At 71.6% G+C, this 25,133-nt stretch carries 23 protein-coding genes and 1 pseudogene; 15 read left to right on the top strand and 9 right to left on the bottom strand.

The annotated features are described in order from the left end of the window. The first annotated feature begins 36 nt into the window (after nt 1–36). Together ABZU69_RS02145 and ABZU69_RS02140 are read left to right on the top strand one after the other, a co-directional pair. Nucleotides 37–702 (top strand): DUF998 domain-containing protein, encoded by a 666-nt coding sequence (locus ABZU69_RS02145; RefSeq protein WP_354962573.1) that lies wholly within the window; start codon nt 37–39, stop codon nt 700–702. A gap of 45 nt (nt 703–747) precedes the next feature. Beyond that, nucleotides 748–1,188 carry a DUF1801 domain-containing protein gene (locus tag ABZU69_RS02140; RefSeq protein WP_354962572.1) on the top strand — a complete coding sequence of 147 codons (441 nt, stop codon included), beginning with the start codon at nt 748–750 and terminating at the stop codon, nt 1,186–1,188. Between the two features lie 20 nt (nt 1,189–1,208). Here ABZU69_RS02140 and ABZU69_RS02135 read toward each other — a convergent pair whose 3' ends face one another. After that, complete coding sequence (locus ABZU69_RS02135; RefSeq protein ID WP_354962571.1) at nt 1,209–1,706, bottom strand: DUF2231 domain-containing protein; 498 nt, start codon at nt 1,704–1,706, stop codon at nt 1,209–1,211. Nucleotides 1,707–1,828: 122 nt separating this feature from the next. Here ABZU69_RS02135 and ABZU69_RS02130 point away from each other — a divergent pair, with 122 nt between their 5' ends. Continuing rightward, entirely contained in the window at nt 1,829–2,296 is a 468-nt protein-coding gene (locus ABZU69_RS02130; RefSeq protein ID WP_354962570.1) for an HAD family hydrolase, read from the top strand. A 66-nt stretch (nt 2,297–2,362) separates the two neighbouring features. On the opposite strand, the gene ABZU69_RS02125 is transcribed toward ABZU69_RS02130, so the two are convergent. Together ABZU69_RS02125 and ABZU69_RS02120 are read right to left on the bottom strand one after the other, a co-directional pair. After that, on the bottom strand, nt 2,363–3,055 hold the full coding sequence (locus ABZU69_RS02125) for a LysE family translocator (protein ID WP_354962569.1): 693 nt from the start codon (nt 3,053–3,055) through the stop codon (nt 2,363–2,365). Next, nucleotides 3,052–3,798, bottom strand: coding sequence for a metallophosphoesterase (locus ABZU69_RS02120; RefSeq protein ID WP_354962568.1), 747 nt, complete (start codon nt 3,796–3,798; stop codon nt 3,052–3,054). Before ABZU69_RS02120 ends, ABZU69_RS02125 begins: the two co-directional genes overlap by 4 nt. Before the next feature lie 89 nt (nt 3,799–3,887). On the opposite strand from ABZU69_RS02120, the gene ABZU69_RS02115 reads away from it, so the two are divergent. Then, nucleotides 3,888–4,493, top strand: coding sequence for an ABATE domain-containing protein (locus ABZU69_RS02115; protein ID WP_354962567.1), 606 nt, complete (start codon nt 3,888–3,890; stop codon nt 4,491–4,493). 9 nt (nt 4,494–4,502) lie between these two features. On the opposite strand, the gene ABZU69_RS02110 is transcribed toward ABZU69_RS02115, so the two are convergent. The 3 genes from ABZU69_RS02110 to ABZU69_RS02100 all read right to left on the bottom strand — a co-directional run bounded on the left by ABZU69_RS02110 (nt 4,503) and on the right by ABZU69_RS02100 (nt 6,581). Continuing rightward, nucleotides 4,503–5,552, bottom strand: coding sequence for an SEC-C domain-containing protein (locus tag ABZU69_RS02110; RefSeq protein ID WP_354962566.1), 1,050 nt, complete (start codon nt 5,550–5,552; stop codon nt 4,503–4,505). Between the two features lie 79 nt (nt 5,553–5,631). Then, entirely contained in the window at nt 5,632–6,036 is a 405-nt protein-coding gene (locus tag ABZU69_RS02105) for a hypothetical protein (protein ID WP_354962565.1), read from the bottom strand. Between the two features lie 101 nt (nt 6,037–6,137). Next, complete coding sequence (locus ABZU69_RS02100) at nt 6,138–6,581, bottom strand: GNAT family N-acetyltransferase (RefSeq protein ID WP_354962564.1); 444 nt, start codon at nt 6,579–6,581, stop codon at nt 6,138–6,140. 98 nt (nt 6,582–6,679) lie between these two features. On the opposite strand from ABZU69_RS02100, the pseudogene nhaA reads away from it, so the two are divergent. Beyond that, nucleotides 6,680–8,566: pseudogene (nhaA, locus tag ABZU69_RS02095) on the top strand (Na+/H+ antiporter NhaA); the annotation flags it as partial. A 247-nt stretch (nt 8,567–8,813) separates the two neighbouring features. Further along, the gene (locus tag ABZU69_RS02090) at nt 8,814–9,506 is read left to right on the top strand and encodes a glycoside hydrolase family 2 protein (protein ID WP_354962563.1); all 693 of its coding nucleotides are present in this window, start codon (nt 8,814–8,816) and stop codon (nt 9,504–9,506) included. A 198-nt stretch (nt 9,507–9,704) separates the two neighbouring features. On the opposite strand, the gene ABZU69_RS02085 is transcribed toward ABZU69_RS02090, so the two are convergent. Beyond that, nucleotides 9,705–10,457, bottom strand: a complete 753-nt coding sequence (locus ABZU69_RS02085) for an NAD(P)H-binding protein (RefSeq protein ID WP_354962562.1) — start codon at nt 10,455–10,457, stop codon at nt 9,705–9,707. 9 nt (nt 10,458–10,466) lie between these two features. Between ABZU69_RS02085 and ABZU69_RS02080 the strand changes: the two genes are divergently transcribed. The 7 genes from ABZU69_RS02080 to ABZU69_RS02050 all read left to right on the top strand — a co-directional run bounded on the left by ABZU69_RS02080 (nt 10,467) and on the right by ABZU69_RS02050 (nt 18,490). Next, nucleotides 10,467–11,051, top strand: coding sequence for a TetR family transcriptional regulator (locus tag ABZU69_RS02080; RefSeq protein WP_354962561.1), 585 nt, complete (start codon nt 10,467–10,469; stop codon nt 11,049–11,051). Nucleotides 11,052–11,138: 87 nt separating this feature from the next. After that, nucleotides 11,139–12,815 carry an ABC transporter substrate-binding protein gene (locus tag ABZU69_RS02075; RefSeq protein ID WP_354962560.1) on the top strand — a complete coding sequence of 559 codons (1,677 nt, stop codon included), beginning with the start codon at nt 11,139–11,141 and terminating at the stop codon, nt 12,813–12,815. A gap of 6 nt (nt 12,816–12,821) precedes the next feature. After that, nucleotides 12,822–13,778, top strand: coding sequence for an ABC transporter permease (locus ABZU69_RS02070; protein WP_354962559.1), 957 nt, complete (start codon nt 12,822–12,824; stop codon nt 13,776–13,778). After that, nucleotides 13,775–14,662: an ABC transporter permease gene (locus ABZU69_RS02065; protein ID WP_354962558.1), complete on the top strand. Its 888-nt coding sequence runs from the start codon at nt 13,775–13,777 to the stop codon at nt 14,660–14,662. The genes ABZU69_RS02070 and ABZU69_RS02065 overlap by 4 nt, the downstream gene beginning before the upstream one ends. After that, nucleotides 14,659–15,705 carry an ABC transporter ATP-binding protein gene (locus tag ABZU69_RS02060; RefSeq protein WP_354962557.1) on the top strand — a complete coding sequence of 349 codons (1,047 nt, stop codon included), beginning with the start codon at nt 14,659–14,661 and terminating at the stop codon, nt 15,703–15,705. The genes ABZU69_RS02065 and ABZU69_RS02060 overlap by 4 nt, the downstream gene beginning before the upstream one ends. Beyond that, nucleotides 15,702–16,703, top strand: coding sequence for an oligopeptide/dipeptide ABC transporter ATP-binding protein (locus ABZU69_RS02055; protein ID WP_354962556.1), 1,002 nt, complete (start codon nt 15,702–15,704; stop codon nt 16,701–16,703). The genes ABZU69_RS02060 and ABZU69_RS02055 overlap by 4 nt, the downstream gene beginning before the upstream one ends. Next, nucleotides 16,700–18,490, top strand: coding sequence for a gamma-glutamyltransferase family protein (locus tag ABZU69_RS02050; protein ID WP_354962555.1), 1,791 nt, complete (start codon nt 16,700–16,702; stop codon nt 18,488–18,490). Before ABZU69_RS02055 ends, ABZU69_RS02050 begins: the two co-directional genes overlap by 4 nt. Here the strand turns inward: ABZU69_RS02050 and ABZU69_RS02045 are convergent. Next, nucleotides 18,487–19,197 (bottom strand): GntR family transcriptional regulator, encoded by a 711-nt coding sequence (locus ABZU69_RS02045; protein WP_354962554.1) that lies wholly within the window; start codon nt 19,195–19,197, stop codon nt 18,487–18,489. The two genes, ABZU69_RS02050 and ABZU69_RS02045, sit on opposite strands and share 4 nt — an antisense overlap. Before the next feature lie 46 nt (nt 19,198–19,243). On the opposite strand from ABZU69_RS02045, the gene ABZU69_RS02040 reads away from it, so the two are divergent. Continuing rightward, entirely contained in the window at nt 19,244–19,960 is a 717-nt protein-coding gene (locus tag ABZU69_RS02040) for a YoaK family protein (RefSeq protein ID WP_354962553.1), read from the top strand. Nucleotides 19,961–20,137: 177 nt separating this feature from the next. Further along, nucleotides 20,138–24,010 (top strand): S8 family serine peptidase, encoded by a 3,873-nt coding sequence (locus ABZU69_RS02035; protein ID WP_354962552.1) that lies wholly within the window; start codon nt 20,138–20,140, stop codon nt 24,008–24,010. Nucleotides 24,011–24,059: 49 nt separating this feature from the next. Here ABZU69_RS02035 and ABZU69_RS02030 read toward each other — a convergent pair whose 3' ends face one another. After that, entirely contained in the window at nt 24,060–25,025 is a 966-nt protein-coding gene (locus ABZU69_RS02030) for a helix-turn-helix domain-containing protein (protein WP_354962551.1), read from the bottom strand. Nucleotides 25,026–25,133 lie beyond the last annotated feature (108 nt).

Here is a 25,133-nt window from a genome sequence, read left to right as displayed (position 1 = left end):
GGTAGAACACGTGACGCCGACACGAGAGGTATCCACATGACGTCCTTGACCCCTGCCCCCGAGCGGGTCGTGTCCGTCCAACGCCGCACCCGACTCCTCCTGAGCTGCGGCACGGTCGCCGGTGTCCTCTTCCCGGCCCTGTCGTTCGGGCAGGCCTTCACCAGATCCGGGTTCGACCTGCGCCGCCACGCGTTGAGCTCGCTCACCCTCGGTGACCTCGGTTGGTTGCAGTTCGTCGCGTTCGTGGGCACCGGCCTGCTGGCTCTCGCCTTCGCGGTGGGCCTGTGGTGGGTGCTGCGTCCGGGCCGGGCCGGCACGGTGGGGCCGGTGCTGGTCGGCGTCTACGGGGCGGCGATGGTCGGTGGCGGCATCTTCGTGCCCGACCCAGCGCTCGGCTGGCCGCCGGGCGCCCCGGCGGGGCTTGCCGCCCACGCCAGCACGGGCAGCGTCCTGCACACGGTCTGTGGCGCCGCGGCGTTCCTGTCGCTGATCGCGGCGGGTCTGCTGTTCGCCCGGCGGTTCGCCGGCCAGGGGCGGCGGGGTTGGGCGGTCCACAGCGCCGCCAGCGGGGTCGTCGCGTTCGTGCTCACCGCCCTGCCGTGGAGCGAGGAGAGCGCGAGCATCCGCTTCGCCGTTGGAGCGGTGATCATTTCGGGGTGGCTCGTCGCTCTCTCCTGGCGAGCGCGCCAGGATGTGGCCTGACCTGTGCGTCGGCGCCTCGTCGTACGGGCGTGAGAGCATCCCGTCATGGCGGCATCGAAAGAGCCGGTGACAGCTCCGACCGAGGTCAGCGTCGATGATTTCCTGGCGGCGGTTCCCGACGAGCGTAGGCGGGCCGACGCGGGGCGGCTCCGCGCGCTCATGGGCGAGGTGACCGGCGAGCCGGCGGTGCTGTGGGGTCCGAGCATCGTCGGCTTCGGCAGCTACCACTACACCTACGACAGCGGGCGTACGGGCGACGCGCCGCTGGTGGGTTTCTCACCGCGCAAGCAGCACCTCGTCGTCTACCTCGTGGGCGGTTTCGAGGATCGGTACGGCCCGATCCTCGAACGCCTCGGCCCCCACCGCACCGGAAAGGGCTGCCTCTACCTGAAACGGCTCGACACCGTCGACGAGAGCGCGCTGCGCGAGCTGATCGACCGCACCGCGCGGGTGCACCAGGGCATCGACCGGGCCAGCCGACGCTGACCCCGCACCGCCTGGTCAGGTCATTGACCCGTCCATACCACCTTCGCGCCGGAGTCGCCGGTGCGGATCACGTAGTACAGGGCGACGCCCGCGGCCACCAGCGACAGCACCTGCAACGCCAGGGTCAGCGCCCGACCCGTGCCACCGCCTCCGGTCTCGCTCGCCTCGGCTCGGGGCGGGACGAACCGAACCAGTGCCAGCGCAATGATCGCCAGCCCGATGGTGGCCCAGAGCGTGATGTCGCCGAACTGCTGGTGGGCCTCGATCTTCGGCACGAACTCGGGGGTGACCCGGTTGGCGGACCGCATGCGGGCGAAGAAGGCGTCACCGGAGAGCTTCGCGAGCAGCGCGGCGAGCGGCGCGCCCAGCGCGAGCAGCCCCAGCACCCAGCGGGTGTGTGGCCGGACAGGCGCGACGAGCGCATACGCCACGGTCAGGAGGGCCAGCAGCGGCACGAACACGACCGCGGCGTGCAACACGAGAGGGTGGGCGGGGATGCCCATGAACTCCTCGAACATCGGCGTCTCCTCCGGCGGTGGCGGGCGGACCGTGATCGTCCAGGGAAGGACGCTATCGGTACGCGCGGGGTGTGTCAGCCCCCAATGTGCGAGCGCGGTTCCGCTCGTTGCGGGACAGCGCGATGACGAGTCTGGCTTCGGTGATGGCCGACGCCGGCCGCGCGGCTGACCCGGCCGCCCTGTGCGCGGCGCAGTTCAGGTACTGGCGCTCGCCACCGCTGCGGCCCGGCACCCGTGAGTTCCTGTCCCGCGTCACCGTGCCGATCTGCCTGGTGTCCGATGTGGACACGGACGACGTGCGTGCCGCGATGGCTCACCACGGCCTGGCCTCCACGGCCGTGGTGACCAGCGAGGCCACCGGCGCGTACAAGCCGGACCGGGCCATGTTCGATCGGGCGCTCGCCGCCCTCGGGTTGGAGGCGCACGAGGTGCTGCATGTCGGTGACTCGCTCACCGCCGACGTGGGTGGGGCGCACGCGGCGGGCATCCGGGCCGTCTGGGTCAACCACCGGGGGCAGACCGCGCCGCGCGATGCCCCGGTCGCGTACGAGATTGCCGACCTGTCCGAGCTGGCCGAGATCCTCCGATAACGGCCCGGCCGGCCAGCCACCGTCGTGGCCGCCGCGGGCGGCGCGCACCCGGGCGGGCACTCGGGCTCAGGCCACCACGGACCGCACACCGAGGCCGAGCAGGATCACGCCGGTCAGCCGATCGAGCATGCGTCGAACGCTGGCCGTGCGGAGCAGCCGGGCGGCGGCACCGGAGACGGCGGTCCATCCCGCGAGCCAGCAGCTGTGCAGCGCGGCGTGCGCCGTGGCGAGAAGCAACATCGGCACCAGCACCGGTCGGCCCGGTTCGAGGAACTGCGGCGCGAGGGTGAGGTAGATGGCGGCCGCCTTGGGATTCAGGACGTTGCTCAGCAGCCCCTGGAGGTAGGGGTGGTGGACGCGCCACGGAAGCCTCCGGATGCGGACCGGAGCGGGCCGGCCCGTGGTCGTCGGCGTCTCCTCCGCCGCGGCCACGCCCGACGCCCCTGACCTGGCCGCTGTGCGGCGGTAGGTCGCGGACCAGAGAAGCCAGAGCCCGAGCCCGACCAGGTAGGCGGCACCCACCAGCTTGACGACCCAGAACGCCTGCGACGAGCGAAGCACCAGCGCGGCCAGGCCGACGGCGGCCAGGGTGGCGTGCACGTACAGCCCGGTGACCGTACCGAGGATCACCCACCACCCCTGCCACCGCCCGCCGGTGGCCACGCGCGAGACGACCAGCGTCAGGCTCGCTCCCGGCGTGGTGGTGATCGGCGCGACGGCGACCAGAAAGCCGAGCACGGCGACCCCATGCGTGCTCATACCACGACCCGGTAGTGGGTCGTGAGCAGGCCGGTGTCGTCGTACACGTGGAATGCGACGCCGGGTGGCTGGGCCTGGGTGGTCAACCGTCCCTCGCCCTCCCAGGGCATCCGAAGGGTGGAGACCACCCCCGGCGCGATTCGCAGTGGGCGGCCGGCGAAGGTGCTCGCGGCGGCGGTGTGGAAATGCCCGGTCAGCACGGCGACGACCTGCGGGTGGGCGGTGACCAGGTCGGCCAGGGGGTCGGCGGGCAGCAGTCGCATGGGGTCGATGACCGGGTGGTGCAGCACGACCGGCGGGTGATGGAGGGCGATGAACGTCGGCGTCTCGGCCGGCACCGAACCCAGTTCGTCGGCGAGCCACGTCACGGTCTCCTCGTCCAGGTGGCCGTCGTCCTCGCCGGGCACGGAGGAGTCGGCAAGGAGGAAGACCGCACCGGCCACGTCGTACCGGGTGTTGATCGGGCCGGTGCCGCCACGGTCGTCGCCGAGTAGACCCTTGCGGTACGCGTCGCGCACATCGTGGTTGCCGGGACAGATCATGACCGGCAGCGGGGAGTCGAAGAGCTTGGCGGCGGTCTCGTATTCGGCCACCTCGCCATGGTCGGCGATGTCCCCGGTGATCAGGATCGCGTCGACCGGTCGTGGCAGGGCGTGCAGGTGGTCCATCACCCGGGCGGTCCGCTCGGCCGATCGGGGGTGGCTGTCGATGTGAGTGTCACTGAGGTGCGCGATGACCAACACGACGGCCCCTAATGGTTATCTACGGAAAAGGCATTAGGGAAGCTACACTGGCCGGCGTCGGCCACACAAGCCGGAACAGGAGGGGTCCGATGTCAGCCCAGCTCGCGCTCGCCCTGGTCAGCACGATTCGACATGACGGCAACGGCGGCGTCGCCGATGACCTCGCCGACCTCGCCGGCTTGACCGCCTGGCTCCGAGAGCAGGCCGAGCCACTGCGGGAGTACGTAGGCGGGTTCGAGATTCCTGGCGGCGTGGTCGACGAGCGGACCCGGCTCGACGTGGTCGCGGTGCGCCGCGCCGCGCGAACCCTCTTCGCGGTGGCGGTCCGCCCAGGCCCGCCGAGCCGGGCCGACTCCGCCTCGCTGCTCTCTCCACAGGAGGCGGTCGCCCGGCTCAACCAGGCCGCTGGGGCGTTGCCGGTCCGGCCGGTGCTGACCTGGGCGGAGGAGGACACGCCGTCCCTCGCCTGGCACGGCGAGGCGGCTGACACGCGGCTGGCGATCACCGCGGGGCTGGCACGTGCCGCCATCGAGTTCATCGCCGGTCCGACCCGCGACCTGTTGCGCGCCTGCCCCGCGCCACGCTGCGTACGCTACTTCGTCAAGGACCACCCGCGTCAGGAATGGTGCAAGCCCTCCTGCGGCAACCGTGCCCGCGTCGCCCGCCACTACCAGCGGCACACCCCGGCTCGATAGCTGCCCCGTTCAGCTCCGGGAGCGTGGCAGGCAGTCCTTCTTGTACTTCAGACCCGAGCCGCACCAACACGCGTCGTTGCGCTCCGGTGGCCAGGGAATCCGCACACTCGGTCGAGCCGCGAGCTCGCCCGCGTAGCCGGCCCGGATCTGCGGGTCGGCCGGATCGCCGTTCCGTCGGCTGGCATGGGCGTCCAGGCCGGCCACCGTCGCGCTGAGCACGCCCAGACCGGTCCCGCCCGCGTTCGCCAGCCGGACCAGCTCCTTCTCCAGTCGGGCCCGGTGCGCGTCCCAGTCCGGCCCGTACGCCTCGGTCAGGTCGGGGTGTTCGGCCAGCAGGCGGTCGAACTCGGGGCGGGGCCAGAAGATCAGGTCCTGCTGGCCGCCCTCGCGCTGCGCCGCCCGACGGACGAGCTGGGTCTCCAGCCGGTCCGCCAGATCGTCGTGCCGGTCGTGCGGCAGGTTGAGATTCCGGCGTACCCGGTGTCGCTGTTGCAGCAGGAAGAAGAGGACACCGGGCGCTTCCGGGGGGCCGACCTCGACCGGGGGCTCGACGGCGGTGATGGCCTGCGCCGCCCCTCCGGCGGCGGTGGCGCGCTCGCCGAGCAGCGTGTCCACCGCCTCGCTCAGCCACGTCTCGGCGATCGCCGAACGACCACCGGAGTCCAGCGCCGCGCTCACGTAGGCGGGGGCGTCGGGCTGGACGAGCAGGAGCGGGCGAAGGGCGGTCAGCTCCGCCATCGCCTCGTCCTCCCGGCCGGCGGCCTGGAACAGGGTCCGGGCCCGCAACGCCCGGGCGAACCCGGCCCGGGGGTCGTCCCCGGACGGGTACACCTTTAGGGCCCGCTCCGCGTACCGGAGCGCGGCATCTGACTTCCCCCGGATCTCGGCGATCTCGGCGGCCAGGGTCAGCGCGTCGCCGGCGTCGTCCGGGTCCTCCAGCCGGTCCTGTCGCACCGCGTCGGACAGGTCGGCGGCGACACCGAGCGGGTCGGCCATCCCGAGCGCCGAGCGGCGAAGTTCGGCGAGGTCAGCCTTGGTGAGTACGTCTTTCGTCGGCACGATCTCACGCTACGTCGGGGCGCTCCCGGTGTGCCGGCAGATCCGCTGTAACGCCGCTCTCACGTCGGTGCCCACGTCGCTAGATCTGGAGGAAGCTCTGCACCCCGGCCAGCTTGAGCACCTCGGTGCGGACGTCCGCGCACTGCTCCCGGCTGAGCTTGTCGATCTCGCTGCCGTCGGGTACTCCGCCCCGCTCGTCGTACCATCCGCTGAGTCCCGTGGCGAGCCGCCCCATCACCTCGATCTCGCCGGGTGCCTTGCGCAACGCCGGCAGCTCAACCCGCAGGTAGTCACAGAGGGCGCTCGCCGTGACCCCACCCGACCCGGAGCCCGTGCCGGTGGTGGCGGACGCGGCCGCTGCGGCGCTCGGCTCGGCGCTCGGGCCGGACGGCGACGAGCCGGTGGTACTGGCGGTGCCGCCTCCGCAGGCGGTGAGCGTCATGGCCGACAGGCAGGCCAACGCGAGGAGCCGCACCCTGTTCATTCGTGACTTCTCCGATCATGCCGCTGCTGCAACAAGTGTTCATTCGTGGCGGACCGGATCGACGCTATGCCAGATTCCCGGGTGGGGAATCGGGCGTTTCCCTATCCACCGACCTCGCGCACCATGAACACGTCCACCGGATCCTCGGTCTCGAGTCTGAATCCGTGCCGCTCGTACAGCCGCCGCGCCGGACTGCCCTGCAGCACGTTGAGCCGGACCAGGGTTCCATCGCGGTCGCACCGCTCCAGCAGCCCGCGCAGCACCGCCGAACCGATGCCGCTGCCCTGCAGGTGCGGGGCCAGGTAGAAGTGCTCCAGCCAGTGGGCGTCCTCGGCCGGTCGCAGCGACACGCAGCCGCCGAACGCGCCGCCCACCTCGATCACCCAGGTGTGCGCCGGCGTGAACCCGTCCCGCAGTCGCTGCCGCACCCGCTGTTCGTCGTACCGCCCGAGCCGCTCCAGATCCGCCCGCAGCACCACGGCCCGCAACTCAGCCACCGCGTCGACGTCCGCCGCCGAAGCCGGCCGGATCTTCCAGTCCGCCATGATCGGCAGGCTACTGCGGCGGTCACGTCACCCTGACCGGCGGTCGCCGCGTGTCCGAATCCGAACCACGGGGCGATCAGGTCGACGAGGATTGTCCCGTGACGAGCGACGACCGGCACCGACGATGGTCCACCCGGACCGCCTGGGTCGGCCGGTTCAACTCGCCACTGCGCGCGTTCCTGCACACCGAGACCGGCGGCGCACGAGTGGTGCTGGTCGCTGCGGTGGTGGCGCTCCTGTGGGCCAACATCCACATGTCGTCCTACGAGTCGCTCTGGAGCACGTCCCTCTCCGTCCAGCTCGGCGACTGGCACGTGTCCCACGACCTGCGTACCTGGGTCAACAGCGGACTCATGACGTTCTTCTTCCTGGTCGCCGGGCTGGAGCTGCGCCGCGAGTTCGACATCGGCGAGCTGCGGGAGCGGCGCCGGCTGGCGTTGCCGCTGCTGGCCGGGCTCGGCGGCATGCTCGTGCCGATCGTGATCTATCTCGTGATCAATGCCGGGCGCACCACCGCCGCGGGCTGGGGCGCGGTGATGGCCACGGACACGGCGCTCGCACTCGGCGCGCTGGCCGTCTTCGGGCCGCGCTTCTCGGATCGGTTGCGGGGTTTCCTGCTGACGGTCTCCGTCATCGACGACCTGGTAGCGATCGCGGTGCTGGCGGTCGCCTACCCGAAACATCCTTCGGCGACGGCGCTGCTCGCCGCGGCGGGGATCTTCGGCCTCGTCCTGGTCGTCCAGGCCTCGGGCGTGCGGTTCGGGCCGGTCTACGCGCTGCTGGGGGTGGCGGCCTGGCTCGCGGTCTCGGAGTCCGGTGTCGATCCGGTCGTGGTGGGCCTGGTGATGGGGCTGCTGTCCTACGCCTACGCCCCCGGTCGCAGCGAACTGCAGCGGGCGAGCGACCAGTTCCGCCTCTTCCGGGAACAGCCCACCCCGCAGCTCGCCCGTTCGGCCCGGGCCGGGCTCACCTCTGCGTTGTCGCCGAACGAGCGGCTGCAGATCCTCTACCACCCGTGGGCGAGCTACGTGGTCGTGCCGCTCTTCGCGCTGGCGAACGTCGGGATCATGATCGACGGCGAACTGCTGGGCAGGGCCGTGGCCTCCCCGGTCACGCTCGGCGTCGTGGCGGCGTACGTCGTCGGCAAGCCGGCCGGGATCGTGGTCACCTCGTGGTTGGTGGCGCGGCTGAGCGGCAACCGGTTCCGGCCACCGGTCGGCTGGGTCGCCGTCGCCGGGGTCGGCACGGTGTCCGGCATCGGGTTCACCGTCGCTCTCCTGATTGCCACCCACGCGCTGCACGGCCCGGCTCTGGAGGAGGCGAAGCTCGGCATCCTCGTCGCGACGGTTGGCTCGTCCGTCATCACCTGGCTGGTGTTCCGCTCTGCTGCCCGGCTCCCGCCGGCGCGGCGTGCCCGCGCGCTGCTGGGCGTCGCCGAGGCCATCGTCGACCTGATGCCTCCGGTCGATCTGGAGCGCGACCACGTGCGCGGGCCGCGCGAAGCACCGGTGACGGTCGTGGAGTACGGCGACTTTGAATGCCCCTACTGCGGGCAGGCCGAGCCGGTGGTCCGGGAACTGCTGGCCGACTTCGCCAACATCCGGTACGTCTGGCGGCACCTGCCGCTGACCGACGTCCACCCGCATGCCCAACTCGCCGCCGAGACCGCCGAGGCGGCGAGTGAGCAGGGCGCGTTCTGGGAGATGCACGACCTGCTTCTCGCGCACCAGGACGCCCTCAATCCCACCGATGTGCTCGGCTATGCCGAACAGATCGGCCTGGACCTCGACCAGTTCCGGGAGCACATGGTCAAGTTGAAGAGCGTCGACCGAATTGCCGCCGACATCGAGTCCGCCGACATCAGCGGCGTCACCGGCACCCCGACCTTCTTCATCAACGGCCGGCGCCACCACGGCGCGTACGACATCACCGCGCTCTCCGCGGCGGTGGAGGCGGCGTTCGCGAGCGCCAAGCTTCGCCCCGAGTACCGCCGGCGGGATCGCCGGCGCCGCAGCGAGGGCGGATCAGCGAGCTGACCGACACCTGCGCACGGCGGCTCGTCCCGTTCGGCCTTGTGGACCGCCGCCCCCACGCGCTCTACGATCTTGGGCATGCGGACCGAGCCTCCCGGCGTGGCATCTGCCCCTGAGTTGGGATCGCTCCCACTCACGCCGGACGCCGCGGACGTGGAACGCCAACCTCTGGCAGGACGCCACCGGCCTGCTGCTGTGGATGTCGCACCCGGCGTGGCACAGCACGGTCTGGCAGACCTACGACTACGACCTCGACGTGAACGGCGCCTACTACGGAGCCCGCAAGGGCTGCGAGCCGCTGCACGTCCAGGCCGACCCCGGCACCTGGCAGGTGCGGGTGGTCAACCACACCACCACCGCGGTCAACGATGCCACCGTCACCGCCCGGCGCTACGACCTGAACGGCCGGTCACTGGGCACGCCCCAGCGTCAACGGGTGGACGTCGCCCGGTCGTCCACGTCGGCGGTCTTCCCGCTCGCCACGCCGGACGGTGGCGGGCTGCACCTGGTCCGGCTGGAGCTGCGGGACGGCCGCGACCGGCTGCTCGCGGAGAACACCTACTGGCGGTACGACGAGGCCGAGCAGATGCGGGCGCTCAACGATCTGCCCACGGCCCGACTGTCGACGTCGACCGGCGTCGTACGCGTCGTCGACGGCCGGTCCACCGTCACCACGACGGTCCGCAACCAGGGCCGCACGGTCGCCGCCCTGGTCCGGCTCGCCGTGCGTGACCAGCACGGCAAGCGGGTTCTTCCGGCCCGCTACGACGACAACTACTTCTGGCTCCTGCCGGGAGAGACCCGTCAGGTGCAGATCTCCTGGCCCGCGCGGTCCGGTCTCGCCCGTCAGGTCAAGGTGACGGCTCAGGCGTACAACTCGGCCGGCCACTAGGAGTACGCGGTGGGAGGCGGCCCGGGGGCCCGCTTCCCACCGCGACTTGGCCGACTCGTGCCGCATTGAAAGCGGGCCGCGGCCAGCCCGGTCGGTGTTGTGGGCGCTATACCGCACAGGCATAGATCTACCTGTGCGGTATAGCGCACGTTGGCGAGATCGTCGCGCGTCCACCGCACGGACGAACGGACCGGCGCGTCACTTCTTCCTCAGCACGGCCTCGCGCCAGATCAGACCGGCGATACTCGGCCGGGTCTCGGTGGTGATCACCGCCATCGCCCGGCGGACGAACCGGTCGTCGGTCAACTGCGCCACCATGCTCGCCGCCAGATCGGCGCGTGCCGTGAACAGGCCGTCCGCGACGTTCTCCGCCACCTGGTAACGCGTGACGGCCGGGTGGTCGAACAGCCCGGAAGGCCGGGCGATGGTCCAGTCCAGGTCGCTGTCGCGTACGAGGGACTCCATGCGGCGCATGTCGTCGTGCGCGGTGCGGCCCACCCTGCGGTTGAACAGCGGATCCAGCACGTTGTTGAAGAAGAACTCGCCGGTCGGCCGCCAGGTTGGATCCATGACGCTGGAGCTGACCGTGACAAGGCGCTTCACACCGTGTCGGTGCATCGCGGCCAGGATGTTCGCGTTGCCCCGCGAGTACACGGTGATCGGCTTCGGGGTGAGCGGGACACCCAGGCTGGACAGGACCGCGTCGCTGCCGGCGACGGCCCGGTGGACGGCGTCCGGGTCCGCGACGTCGGCGCCGACCACGGTGAGGCCGGTGCGCGGCTGGACGGTGTGTGGGCGGCGGGTGACGGCGACGACCTCGTGGCCCGCGGCCAGGGCCTGCTCGGTGATGTGGCGGCCGGTGGGTCCGGTGGCGCCGAAGACGACGGTGCGCATGTGCTCGCTCCTCGTTGCGGGGTTGATGGCGTTGACCGTGCCAGCGGGGAGGAGCATTATTCAACTGTGTTGAATAAAACCCGGGGTCGACCCCGCGGCAACCCGGATACCAAGGCCCGCATCGCCGAGGTCGCCCGCGAGCTGTTCCTGAAGCACGGCTATCCGGGTACGACGGTCCGGGCGGTCGCCGCCGCGGCGGGCGTCGACTCGGCGCTCATCAGCTACCACTTCGGCTCCAAGCAGGGCCTCTTCAGCCAGTCGCTGACCCTGCTGTGCGTCGATCCCACCGCGCTCGACCAGGCTCTGCGGGGTGACCGGGCCGGCCTGGCCGACCGCCTGCTCGACTCGGTCACCGGCCTGTGGGACGCCGCATCGCCCGACGAGAACCGGATGGCGGTGCAGGACGACGACACGATGCGCGCCCTGCGCGACTACCTGGACGGTGAGCTGCGCCTCCGCGTCGCTGAATTTCTCGGCGGGCCCGACGCGACGCGACGCGCCACCGCGGCGGTCGGCGTGCTGGGTGGGCTGATCTTCACGCGGTACCTGAACCCGATCCGTTCGATCGGTGTGCTGTCCCCGGCCGACGTCCGGCGCGTCTTCGGGCCGGCGCTGCGGGCCGCCCTGCATGGCCGACCCCGCCAGCCGTGAACCCCGGCGAGAGGCATCCCCGGAGGTCTTGCGTGGAACATCGTATACAACATACGCTCCCCGAATCGTCCACTCGAGGAGCTCCCCATGACGAACCTCTCCCTCAGCGAAACAAGCCTGCCCCGGCGCCGTTCACTCCGCGCCGCGGTGGCGGCGGTCGCTGTTGCCTGCGCGGTCGTTGCCTGCTCACCGGTGTCGAACGGCGGGGATGACAACCAGTCCGGCGACAACCAGTCGGCAGGCCAGGATTCCTTCGGTACGCCGGCAGACCCCGCTGCCGTGAAGCAGGGCGGCAAGCTGGTCATCGCCCTCTCGGCAGAACCCGACGCGCTGGACCCGACACTGTCGCGCAGCCTCTACTCCCGCTACGTCTTCCAGGCGATGTGCCAGAAGCTCTACGACGTGAACGAACAGGCGCAGGTCGTACCGCAGCTCGCGACCGCCCTGCCCACCACGAGCAGCGACGGCAAGACGGTCACCATCCCGCTGCGCCAGGGCGCCCGCTTCGCGGACGGGACGCCGTTCGACTCCGCCGCGGTCAAGGCCACCATCCAGCGACACCTGACCCACGACCGGTCGGCGCGCAAGAGCGAACTCGGTCCCATCGACGGCGTCGACACCCCCGACGCGCAGACCGTCGTCCTCCGGCTCAAGCAGCCGTTCGCGCCCCTGCTCGGCGCCCTCGCCGACCGCGCCGGCATGATCATGAGCGCCAAGGCGTTGCAGGGCCTCGGAGACGACTTCGCCTCGGCGCCGGTCTGCGTCGGCCCGTTCAAGTTCGCCAAGCGGGTGCCGCAGAACTCCATCGACGTCGTGAAGGACCCGAACTACTACGAGGCCGACAAGGTCCACCTCGACGCCATCTCGTGGCGCATCCTCAGCGACGCCAGCATCCGCGCGGCCAACCTGCGCTCCGGCGACGCCCAGGTCGCCGACAGCGTCTCCACCCAGGACGTCGCCTCCCTGCGGCAGGACTCGGCGGTCTCCGTCCTGCAGTCGCAGTCCCTCGGCTACCAGGGCCTCACCATCAACATCGGCAACGTCGACGGGGTCCGCACCCCGCCCAAGCCGATCAACCGTCCTATCGCCCAGAACGCCAAGGTCCGGCAGGCCTTCGAGCACGCGATCGACCGCAAGGCCCTGGTCGACGCGGTCTTCAACGGCATCCACACCGCCGCCTGCTCACCCATCTCTCCCGCCAGCCCGTTCTCGTCGCCCGAGGCGCAGACCTGCCCGGCGCACGACCCCGCCAAGGCCAAGCAGCTCCTCGCCGAGGCGGGCGTGCAGACCCCGTACACCGTCACGCTCCTCGCGTCGAACACGCCCGACACGCTGCGGCTCGCGCAGGCGCTCCAGTCCATGCTCAAGGACGGCGGGTTCGATCTGAAGATCAACCCGGTGGAGTACTCCTCGCTCCTCGACGAGCAGGACCGCGGCAACTTCGAGCTGCTGCAGCTCGGCTGGAGCGGGCGGATCGACCCGGACGCCAACATCACGAACTTCGTCGGCACCGGCGCGAGCCAGAACGTCGCCGGCTACAGCAACCCCCAGCTCGACGCCCTGCTGACCCAGGCCCGCCAGTCCGGTGACATCGAGGAGCGCAAGAAGCTGTACGGGCAGGTGGTCACGCTGCTCCAGCAGGACGACGCGCTGATCTACCTCTACCGGCAGCGGAACCTCACCGCCGTCAGCAAGCAGATCCAGGGCCTGCAGGTCTTCCCGGACGGCGTGATCCGCGCGGCCTTCGCCGGTTTCGCCAAGTAGGTCTCCGTGGCCCGGTATCTCCTCACCCGCGCCTGGCAGTCGGCGCTGACCCTGCTGTTGTCGACGATCGTGGTGTTCTTCGGCGTACGGGCGCTCCCCGGTGATCCGGCCCTCGCGTTGGCCGGGGAGGACCGTTCGCCGGAGGCGCTGGAGGCCATCCGTCGGCACTACGGGCTCGATCAGCCGCTGCCACTGCAGTTCGCGCAGTACGTGGAACGCATGGTGCAGGGCGACTTCGGGGTGTCGATCCGGACCGGTACGCCGGTCTCGTCGATGCTCACGACCGCCCTGCCGGTGACCGTTGAACTCTCCGTCCTGGCGATTCTTCTCGCCACGGCGCTCGGCGTCGGCGCCGGGGTGCTCGCGGCGGTACGCCGCGGGCGCCCGGCGGAGTGGGTGGCCAACGGCATGGCCCTGATCGGCCTGTCGGTGCCGCACTTCTGGCTCGGGCTGCTCGCGATCCTGTACCTCTCCGTGGCGACGGGGCTGTTCCCCGCCTCCGGCTTCGTGCCGATCCTGGAGGACCCGCTGGACAACCTGCACCACATCGTCCTGCCGGCGGTGATCCTCGGGACCGGCCTCGCCGCCATCATCATGCGGCAGACCCGGTCGGCGATGCTGGACTCGCTCTCCTCCGACTACGTACGGACAGCGAAGGCGAAGGGCCTGCGGCCGCGAGCCGTCATCACCCAGCACGCCCTGCGGAACAGCCTCATCGTGGTGGTGACCGTGGTGGGCCTCCAACTCGGGGGCCTGATCTCGGGCGCGGTGGTCACCGAACAGATCTTCGGGCTGCCGGGCTTCGGCAAGATGACCATCGACGCGGTGTTCCAGCGGGACTACCCGGTGATCCAGGCCGTCGTCCTGCTGACCGCGACGGCGTACATCGTGATCAACTTCTTCGTTGACCTGCTGTACTCGGTCATCGACCCACGAATCAGGGTGACGGGAGATCCGGCATGACCGTCCTCACCGTTCCCATGGCGGAGACCGGTTCCGTCAGCATCAGCCGACGTACGCGCGTTCTGCGGCGGTTGCGACGCAACCCGCTCGCCGTCGTGAGTTTCGTCGTGCTCGCGCTGGCAGCCGTCATCGCGCTGCTCTCGCCCTGGATCGCGCCGTACTCCGTCGACCAGACCGACTTCGCCCGCACGTTCGCACCCCCCGGCAGCCCCGGCCACCTGCTCGGCACCGACGACCTCGGGCGGGACGTGCTGTCCCGGATCATGCTCGGGGCGCGGGCGTCGCTCCAGGTGGGGCTCCTGGCGGTGGCCACCTCCCTGGTCATCGGTGTTCCGCTCGGGCTAGCGGCCGGCTACTTCCGGGCCTGGGACGCCGTCATCTCGCGCTTCACCGACCTGCTGCTCGCGTTCCCGTTCCTGATCATGGCGGTCGGGTTGGCGGCCATCCGGGGCGCCAGCCTCGGCAACGCCGCCGTGGCCATCGGCATCGCCCAGATCCCCGGCGTGATCCGGGTGGTGCGCTCGGACACGTTGCGGCTCAAGTCGCTGGACTTCGTCGCCGCCGCCGTCGTGGACGGCGCGAGCGACCTGTGGGTGCTGGCCCGGCACATCCTGCCGAACGCGACATCGGTGATCCTGGTGCAGGCGACGGTCGCGATCCCGGCCGCGATCCTCGGCGAGGCGGTGCTCTCGTTCCTCGGCCTCGGCATCCAACCCCCGGCCCCCAGCCTGGGCACGATGCTGGCCACCGCCCAGCAGTTCGCCGCCCGAGCCCCGTGGGCGGCGGTCCTTCCCGGAGTCGTCATCATGGGGCTGGCGCTCGCGTTCAACGTCTTCGGCGACGCCCTCCGGGACGCCCTCGACCCGAAGGGAGACCGGGGATGACCACAGCCGAACGGGCGGGACCCGCCGCCGCGGTCGCCACACCCGTCCTGGCGGTACGCGACCTCTCGGTCTCGTTCCCCACCGAGACCGGGACCGTCTCGGCGGTCGACGGGGTCAGCCTGGATCTCGCACCCGGAGAGATCGTCGGGATGGTGGGCGAGTCGGGATGCGGAAAGAGCGTCACCGCGATGAGCATCGCGGGACTGCTCCCCGGCAGCGCCCGGATCTCCGGGTCGGTGCGGCTGAACGGCACCGAGCTCGTCGGCACCCGGGAGTCGGCGCTCCGCCGCGTACGCGGCAAGGAGATCGCCTACATCTTCCAGGAGCCCATGACGTCGCTCAATCCCGTGCTCACCGTCGGGCGGCAGATCGGCGAGGTGCTCCAGATCCACGAACGGATGTCCCGACGAGCCGCCCGGGCTCGCGCGGTCGAGCTGTTGACGCTCGTCGGGATCCCGTCCGCCGCGAAACGCGTCGACAACTATCCGCATCAGCTCTCGGGAGGCATGCGCCAGCGCGTGATGATCGCGATGGCGGTGGCCTGCGGCCCCAAGGTGCTGGTGGCCGACGAACCGACCACCGCGCTGGACGTCACGGTCCAGGCCGGCATCCTGCAGGTGCTCCGGGACCTGCGCGACCGGCTCGGCACGAGCATCCTGGTCATCACGCACGACCTCGGCGTGATCGCCGACATCGCGGACCGCGTCGTCGTCATGTACGCCGGGCGGGTGGTGGAGCGGGCACCGGTCACCGACCTGTTCGCGCACCCGTACCACCGGTACACCGCCGGGCTCCTGTCGGCGTCACCGACGCCGGGGAGGCACGCGGGCACCGACCGGTTGCAGGAGATCCCCGGTCTGGTGCCCGTCCTGTCGGTCCAGCCGGACGCGTGTACCTTCGCGGACCGGTGCCCCGCCGCCGACGAGCGGTGCCGCGAATCCGCGCCGCCCCTGGAGGTGGCGGGGGCCGGCGGCACGGACCACCTCGCGGCCTGCTGGCACCCCTGCCCGACGCCCCGCGAGCGCGAGGAGGCGAACCGATGACGGCCCAGCCGGACGCCCTGGTCATCGAGGACCTGGTGATGCACTTCGGCCCGGTACGCGCCGTGGACGGCGTGTCCCTCACGATTCCGAGGGGCCGGGTCACGGCCCTGGTGGGGGAGAGCGGCTCCGGAAAATCGACGGTGGGTCGCTGCGTGGTGCGGCTCGTGGAACCGACCGCGGGTGTGGTCCGGATCGCCGGTACGGACGTCACGCACCTGTCCCGGGGACAGCTACGCCCGCACCGCAGTGAGGTGTCGATCGTCTTCCAGGACCCCGCCGCCTCACTGGACCCGCGCATGCTGGTGGGCGAGGTCGTGGCGGAGCCGTTGCGACTGTCCGGGAAGCGGATCCCGCGGCGTGACCGGGAGGCCCGGGTCGCCACGGAGCTCGAGCGGGTGGGTCTGCGTGCCGAGGTCGCGCGCCGCTATCCGCATGAGCTCTCCGGCGGGCAGCGCCAGCGGGTCAGCATCGCGCGGGCCCTGATCTCCGAGCCCCGGTTGCTCATCGCGGACGAACCGACGAGCGCGCTCGACGTGTCCGTGCAGGCGTCGGTGCTCAACCTCCTCGCCGACCTGCAACGCGACATCGGGTTCGCCTGCCTCTTCATCACCCACGACCTGTCCGCCGTCGAGTACCTGGCGGACGACATCGCCGTCATGTACCTGGGCCAGCTTGTCGAGAAGGGTTCGCGCGAGCGGATCTTCGCTCGGCCCGCCCACCCCTACACGCAGGCGCTGCTGTCGGCCGCGCCGGTGGCCGACCCGGTCCGTCAACGGCAGCGCCAGCCGGTGCTGCTCGGCGACGACCTTCCGTCCGCCCTGGATCCGCCGTCCGGCTGCCGGTTCCGCACCCGGTGCCCGCTCGCGTTCGACCGGTGCGCGACGGAGGTGCCGGCGCAGGTGGGGATCGGCGACGGCATGGCCGCGTGCCACCTGGTCCAACCGGACGGCAGTGGGCCCGACGTCCGGGCCGCAGATACGAGTGAGGTGTTGTCATGACGTTCACCACCAGACCGACGCTGCAGGGAACCTTCGGCATGGTGTCCTCGACGCACTGGCTCGCCAGCCAGGCGGCCATGGGGATCCTCGAACGCGGCGGGAACGCCTTCGACGCCGCGGTCACCGCCGGGTTCGTCCTGCACGTCGTCGAACCACACCTCAACGGGCCGGGTGGCGAGGTGCCGGCCATCGTGGCGACCGCCCAGGACCCGACCCCGAAGGTGCTGTGCGGGCAGGGTCCGGCGCCGGCCGGGGCCACCATCGCGCACTTCCGGAACCTCGGGATGGACCTCATCCCCGGATCCGGCCCGCTCGCGGCGGCCGTGCCCGGCGCCGTGGACGCCTGGCTCCTCCTGCTGCGCGACCACGGCACGCTCTCCCTCGACGAGGTGCTGGAGCCGGCGATCGGCTACGCCGGGGCGGGCCACCCACTGCTGGGTCGGGTCGGGGACACCGTGGCCACCGTCCGGTCACTGTTCGAGGAGCACTGGCCCACCTCCGCCCAGCTCTGGCTGCGCGATGGCCGGCCTCCGGCGGCGGGGGAGCTGTTCGCCAACCCGGCCTACGCGCGCACCCTGCAGAAACTGGTTCAGGCCGGGCAGGCCGCCGGCGCGGACCGGGAGGCGCAGATCGAGGCCGCACGGCGGGCCTGGAGTACGGGTTTCGTCGCCGAGGCGATCGACCGGTTCAGCAGGGAGCCGTTCCAGGACTCCAGCGGGAGCCCGCACGCCGGGCTCGTCACCGGCGCCGACCTGGCCGCCTTCTCGGCGACCTGGGAGGAACCGGCCACCCTGGACTGGCACGGCTACTCGGTGGCGAAGACCGGGTTCTGGGGTCAGGGCCCGGTGCTGCTGGAGACGCTGTCCGTCCTCGACGCGCTCGACGACCCCGGCGCGTACGACCCGTCGACCGCGGCCGGCATCCACGCCCAGGTCGAAGCGCTCAAGCTCGCCTTCGCCGACCGCGAGGCCTGGTACGGCGACGACGCCGACGTGCCCGCCAAGGCGCTGCTCTCCCGGGAGTACGCGCGTGAGCGGGCAGCCCTGATCGGCGCCCGAGCGTCGGCGGAGCTGCGACCGGGGCGGCCGGACGGGGCGGAACCGCACCTCCCGGCGCACGTCCGACCCGGTGTCGTCCGCCGGGCCGACTCGACGGACCCGACGACGGGGGAGCCGACGGTGCAGGCGGACGGGGTGACCCGCGGCGACACCTGCCACGTGGACGTGGTCGACCGCTGGGGCAACATGATCTCCGCTACCCCGAGTGGTGGCTGGTTGCAGAGTTCGCCCACCATTCCGGACCTCGGCTTCCCGCTGGGCAGCCGGTTGCAGATGTTCTGGCTTGAGGAGGGTCTCGCCTCCTCGCTCGCTCCGGGCCGGCGCCCGCGTACCACGTTGAGCCCGACGATGGTGCACCGCGACGGGGAGCCGGTGCTGGCCTGTGGCACACCCGGCGGCGATCAGCAGGACCAGTGGCAGTTGCCGTTCCTGCTGCGTCACCTCGCCGGCGGTCAGTCCCTTCAGGAGGCCATCGACGCGCCCGCGTGGCACACCGTCAGCCTGCCGGGGTCGTTCTACCCGCGCGCGATGGAGCCCGGTGTCCTGGTGGTGGAGGACCGCGTCGACGAGGACGTGCTGGCGGCGCTGCGGGCGTACGGGCACGAGGTGCGGCTCTCCGACGCGTGGAGCCTCGGTCGGCTCTGCGCGGTGACCCGCGACCCGGCCACCGGCGTGCTCGCTGCCGGCGCGAACCCGCGGGGCATGCAGGGCTACGCGTGCGGGCGTTAGCGGGTGCCGGTGCCGTAGCCGCCCTCGGCGTTCTCGTAGGCGGCCGCGGACGCCGCGTCGAGATGGGCGAGGGCGGCCCGCTCGGCGCGGTCGCCGTCGCCTGACTCGATGGCGTCGACCAACTGGATGTGCTCGGCCCACGAGTGTGGTGCGCGTTCCGCGGCCCCCAGCCGAAAGACCCACTGGACATGGAGGTACAGCGCCTTGGCGATCGACGACAGCCAGGGGTTGCCGCTGATCTGGAGGATCCGCAGGTGCAGGGCGCTGTTCAACTCGGCGACCCGGCGCAGGTCCTGGCGCTCCGTCGCCTCCCGGCCCTGCTCCAGCAGCAGCCGCAGGGCGGCCACGTCCGCCTTGGTCGCCCGCTCGGCCGCCAGCCGGGCGGCCAGTGCCTCCAGGCGCTCGCGGACGACGAACATGTCCGAGATGGTGCCGCTGCTCGGGGAGGCGACGACCGCGCCGCGGCGGGGGAGGATCACGACGAAGCCCTCCGCCTCCGCGACGCGCAGCGCCTCGCGGACCGGGTTGCGGGAGACGCCGAAGTCCTCGGCCAGCCGGTCCTCGGTCAGCCGCTCCCCGGGCAGGTAGTCGCCGTCGATGATGGCGGTCCGCAGGGCGGTGAGGACCTGGTCGCGTAGCGGCAGGTGTTGAGTGCCGAGCTTGTCCCGCAGATCTTCAGCCACCTGGATCGCCTCTCCGTGAATCATCCGGGGCAAAGTGTATACGAAGAACAATCTTTGGAGGTAGCCGACAGTGTCGAGCACAGCGCCCCACGTCACCCGCCCCTCCAGCACCCCGTACGGACGGCAGCGCCTCCTGCGGCGACGGCAGGCCCTCGTCGTCGTCCTCACCTTCCTCACCGGGAGTGCCGACGCCATCGGCTTCCTCTCCCTGGGCGGAGCCTTCTCCAGCGTCATGACCGGCAACATGGTCCTGCTCGGACTCTCGGCCGGTAGAGGTGACGCCGAGCTCGCCCTGACCTCGGGGTGCGCCATCGTCGCCTTCATCGTCGGTGTCCTCGCGGGCGCCCGCCTCGTCGGCTCGGCCCAGCCGGACGACCCCGTCTGGCCACGGCGGGTCACCTGGGCGCTCGTCCTGGAACTCCTGGTGTTCGTCGTGTTCCTCATCGTCTGGGAGGTCAACCTCCCGCACCACGACGACCACGTGGACCTCGCGCTCCTGTTGCTGTCGGCAGCGGCGCTGGGCGTGCAGAGCAGTGCGATTCAGCGCTTCGGCGTGCCGGGCCTGTCCTCCACGTACCTGACCGGGACCCTGACGAGCCTGATCGCCGGCGTGGCGGCGCGCAGCCCGTGGGACAGCCTGCGGCCCAAGGCCCAGGTCCTGCTGGCCCTGATCACCGGCGCGGCGGTCGGAGCCCTGGTCGCCCTGCACCTGCCGGTGGTCGCGCCGGCGCTGCTGATCGTGCCGCTCGTGCTCGTCATCGTCGTGTCCACGCGGCTGCGGGACTGAACGTCCACCCCTTCGCAGTGGCGCGCCGGTGTCGGTGGGGCCAACGCCCGATGGCGGAGACCCGCCATGTCCGTGCTTCGCCAGCGATCATGCCGCTACACCGGGCGCTCCGCGGCTGAGAATCGGCGACGGCGGTGTCGGCCTTCCCGGGCGACCGCCCGAGGGAGGAACGTCTTCATGCTCAGATCCAGACACCGGGCACCCCGGGCCATGAGCGCCATCGGCGCCGCTCTGGCCGTCGTGCTGACCCTGCCCACCGGCGTCGCCGTGGCCGCACCCACGCCCGCGCCCACCGGTGGCGCGGTCGACCCGCTGCGCAAGGTGGACCCGCGCGTGCTCGGGCCGGCCCGCACCGGCGCCAGCACCAGCTTCTTCGTCGAGCTGACCGACGAGGCCAAACTGGACCAGGGCGACCTGGACCGTGTCGAGCGGTCCGTCGGCGGCCGCGCCGGACGTGTCGCTCGCACCAAGCGGGTCTACGAGACCAAGGTGGCGCACGCCGAGAAGACCCAACGCGGGCTCCGCTCACTGCTGCGGGACCGGCACGCCGACTTCACCCCGTACTGGATCGCGAACGTCATCGAGGTCAGCGGTGACCTGAACCTGCTGACCGAGGTGGCCCGCCGGGCGGACGTCGAGCGGATCACCGCGATCGGCGGGACCCGACTGGAGGAGCCGGTCCGCACCGCCGGAGCGTCCGCCGACACCACCCAACTGCCGTGGAACCTGGGCGCGGTCGGCGCCGACAAGGTCTGGCGCGAGTACGGCACGCGCGGCGAGGGCGTCGTCGTCGGCAGCATCGACTCCGGCGTGCAGTACGACCACCCGGCGCTGGTCCGGCAGTACCGCGGCAACAACGACGACGGCACCTTCACCTCCGACTACAACTGGTTCGATCCGACCGGGATCTGCCTGCCCTCGACGCCCTGCGACAACTACGGGCACGGCACCCACACCGTCGGGTCGATGCTCGGCGACGACGGCGAGGGCCGGATCACGGGGGTGGCCCCGGGCGCCACCTGGATCGCGGCCAAGGGCTGCGAGGCCAACTACTGCAGCAACAGCTCGCTGCTCGCCGCCGGCCAGTGGATGCTCGCGCCCACCGACCACAACGGCGAGAACCCCCGCCCCGACCTCGCGCCGGACATCATCAACAACTCCTGGGGCGGCCACGACGGTGACCCCAGCTTCTACGACACGATCATCGACTCCTGGGTCGCCGCCGGCATCTTCCCGGTGTTCGCGGTCGGCAACGAGGCCGAAGAGATGCCCGAGCCGTGCGGCACGGCCGGCCATCCGGCGATCAACCCCTTGGCGTACGCGGTCGGCGCGACCGACGCCGGCGGCACGATCGCCCCGTTCTCCAGCCGTGGGCCGGGCCCGGACGGCACGGTCCGGCCCGACATCACCGCCCCCGGCGTCGGCATCCTCTCCACGATCCCGGGCAACGACTGGGGCCTGAGCGACGGCAGCTCGATGGCCGCCCCGCACGTCGCGGGAGCGGTCGCGTTGGCCTGGTCGGCGGTGCCCAACCTGCGCCGTGACCTGGTGACCACCCGCGAGCTGCTGGACCGCACCGCACACGACGTCAACGACCTGCAGTGCGGCGGAACCCCCGCCGACAACAACGTCTACGGCGAGGGCCGGCTCGACGCGTACGACCTGGTGACCCAGGCCTCGACCGAGCAGCTCGGCGGTGTCGTGGTGCACGCGAGGGTGGGCGGGGTCGCCCTGTCCGGGGCGCGGATCACCCTCACCTCCGCGCTGGTCACCCGCGGCGCCCGCACCGACGCACACGGCACCGTCCAGCTGGGTCGTGTCCCGGCCGGCGAGTACACGCTGACCGCGTCGTTCTTCGCGCGCAAGACCGTGCGGCAGACGATCACCGTGCCGGCCAGCGGCACGACCAACACGACGCTGGACCTGTCCGAGCCCGCCGCCTGGCAGCCCATCCAGGGCCGGGTCACCGACCCGGCCGGTGAGCCGGTCGTGGGTGCCCGGCTGGCGCTCGTCGGGGAGACGTTCCCGGCGTTCGTCACCGACGCCAAGGGCCGCTACAGCGGGCTGCTGCCCGAGGCCGACTACGACGTGCTGGTCGAGTACGGCCGGTGGCTGGCACCGAAGACGGTGGCGTTGACCGTGGACGGGCCGGAGACGGTGGACGTGGCGCTCGCCGCGAAGGCCGACCGGCACGGTTACCGGGCCGGGACCGCCGCCGCCGGTTGGACCGATGGCGGCAGCGTGCTCGCCCTCACCGGCGACACCGCGAGCCGGGGCCTCGACCTGCCGTTCCCGATGACGTTCTACGGCAGCACCTACCGCCGGATCACCGTGCACACCGACGGCTACCTGACCTTCGGCGCGGACGCGACCACCTCGGTCGGCGACAACGGGCCGCTGCCCGCGCCGGCGGTCTCCGCCCCGGCCGTCTACGCGTTCTGGGACGACCTGGTCCTGGACCACGCCTCGACCGTGCGCACCCGGGTCTCCGGGGCCGGTATGAACCGGCAGTTCGTGGTCAGCTGGACCCGGGCCGCGCTCAAGAGCGCGCCGAAGACCCGGGTCGACGTGCAGGTGCGTCTCGGTGAGAACGGCAACGTCACCATCGAGTACCGCAAGCTCGGCGCCACCGGGGCGGCGACCGGCGGTTCGGCGACCGTCGGCATCGAGGACGCCACCGGCCGGGACGCGCTGACGTACTCCCGTGACGAGCAGGTGCTCGACGCCGCACGCGCGGTCACCTTCCGGCTTCCCGGCCGCGGTCTGCTGCGGGGCACGGTGAGCGACGCCAACGACCGCCAGCCGCTGGCCGGCGCGACGGTACGGGTCGAGTCACCGGACGCGCCGCAGCCGATCACCGCGACCACCGACCCGGACGGCTTCTACCAGTTGGAGGCGCCGGTCGGACCGGTCACCGTGACCGCCCTGCAACCGGGCTACGACCTGCCGAGCACGTCGGTCGCCGTGGCGGAGGCCAAGGTGGTCAAGCGCGACCTGGCACTGCGTACGCCGCTGCTGCTGACCAACCGGAACGCGGTCGCGCTGACCGCGCGGGCCGGGGTGACCCGGACCGCGACGGTGACCCTGAACAACCAGGGTGACCTGCCGGCCACCTGGTTGGCCCGGGAAATCAACTCGCCCACCCCGCCGTCCGGCATCCCCGGTCGAGTGCTCAGCTCGTTCCCGGTGAAGGAGCTCTACAACGCGTTCGGCGTCGGGTACCGCAACGGCGAGTTGATCGTCTCCAACTCGTACCTGTTCGGGCAGCTGCAGCGCTTCACCACCGACGGCCGCTCGCTGGGCAAGGGCGTGCTGCCGATCGGCGGCTGGCCGTCGGACATGGCGTACGTGCCGAACCGGGACCTGATGTGCGCGCCGAAGATGTCGTTCGTCGGGGACCTGCCGATCGTGTGCTTCGACCCGGACACCTTGGAGGTGAAGGAGACCATCACCGGGCCGTGGGCCGGCAAGCTCTACTACGGGCTGGCCCACCGCGCGTCGGACGACACCTTCTACCTCAGCGGCGACGGGGTCATCCGGCACCTCGCCGGCCTGTCCCACCCGCAGCCCGGGTCGGTGCTGGGCGAGTGCACCCCGCCCATCCCATGGATGACCGGGCTGGCCCTCAACGAGGAACACAACGTGTTGTGGGGCATCAACCAGGATTCCAAGGAGTCGATCTGGGCACTCGACCCGGCCACCTGCCAGCCGCTCGCCTCGCTGCCCGACCCGGACCCGAACCCGCTCAGCGGCGCCGGGCTCGACCTGGACGAGCGGGGTGACCTGTGGGTGCTCGGTAACGCGACCGGCCGGCCGTACGGCAGCAAGGTCTACCACGTCGACGGTTCGCTTCCGGCGTACAGCGACGTGCCGTGGCTGTCCGCGGCCGGGTCTGGTCAGGTGGAGCCGGGGGCGAAGGTCGGCCTGACCGTCACCGTCGACACCACCGGCCTGGCTCCGGGTACGCACGTCGCCACGCTGCTGGTGACCAACAACGGTGCGAAGGGGGCGGCGACCCCGATCACCGTGTCGGTCACGGTCACGAAGTGAGGACCGGGGCCTGCCGACACCTCCAGGGTCGGCAGGCCCCGCCTCGGGCTCAGAGCCAGCCGTTGCGGGCGACGAACCACCCGAGCTGCATCCGGGTGGCGCTGCCGGTCGCGTCCATCAACTGTCGCAGCCGCCGCTGCACGGTACGCAGGGAGATGCCCAGCTGGGAGGCGACCGCCTTGTCGGGCAGGCCGGTCATCAGCAACGACAGGATCTGCCGGTCGGTCGGGGTGGGTGCGCCCTGCCGGTCGACGTCGTCGATCAGGGCCGTGGCGGGGGCGAGCCGCAGCGGCGTGGCCCGGTCCCACACCTCGGTGAACAGCGCCACGAGCACCTCGACCCAGGTGACACCGCGGACCACCAGCGCCCAGGGTTCGACGCTCTGGTCCTGGGTCGGGAAGGAGAGCAGCGCCACCCGACGGTCGGCGACGGCGAGCTTCGCCGGCACGTTCGTGGCGACCCGTGCCTGCTCCCCGGCCGCGACGAACCGGCCGATGTGGGCCGCGGCGCCCGGCCGTTCCAGCCCGTGTCGGTCGTAGACGACGCGGAAGCGGACGCCCCGGTCGAGCAGTTCCACCTCGGTCGGGTTGTCGTGCAGCACAGCTGCGTACGGCGGGCGGTCGAAGCCGAGCACCTCGTCCTGGGCGCCGCGCAGGAACTGGTCGAACGCCTGCATGATCGCGGGCACGCCGACCACCAGTTGGACGCCCTGGTCCATCGGGTCCGCGGCGCGTTGCTCCCGCAGCCACTCCGACAGGCCGACGCGCGCCTCCTGAAGTTCGCGCATCCGCTGATTGAGCAGCGACTCGATGGCCAAATCGGGGGGAGCGGCGCCGGCGCGGCCGGCGACCAGGCGTACCAGGCCGGCCCGGGCGAGCGCGTCGAGCGCCTGCTCCGCCTCGGCCACGGTGACCGCGACGCGTTGGGCCAGCTCGGTCGCGGTACCCGCCCGGCCGCGAACCAGCTCCAGGTAGACCGTCTCCTCCAGCTCGGTCAGACCGAATGCGCTCAGCAACTGTCCACCAGACCCGACTAGGGCGGCCCACCGTGCGCGCGGGTCCGCTGTAGTCGATCTTGGAGCGCTCCCAGCGGTACGTCAAGGGGCACGACCACGCCGATGTCG

It is taken from the genome of Micromonospora sp. NPDC005206, from assembly GCF_040608175.1.
Lineage (GTDB): Bacteria > Actinomycetota > Actinomycetes > Mycobacteriales > Micromonosporaceae > Micromonospora.
This window is presented reverse-complemented; position numbering and strand designations above follow the sequence as displayed.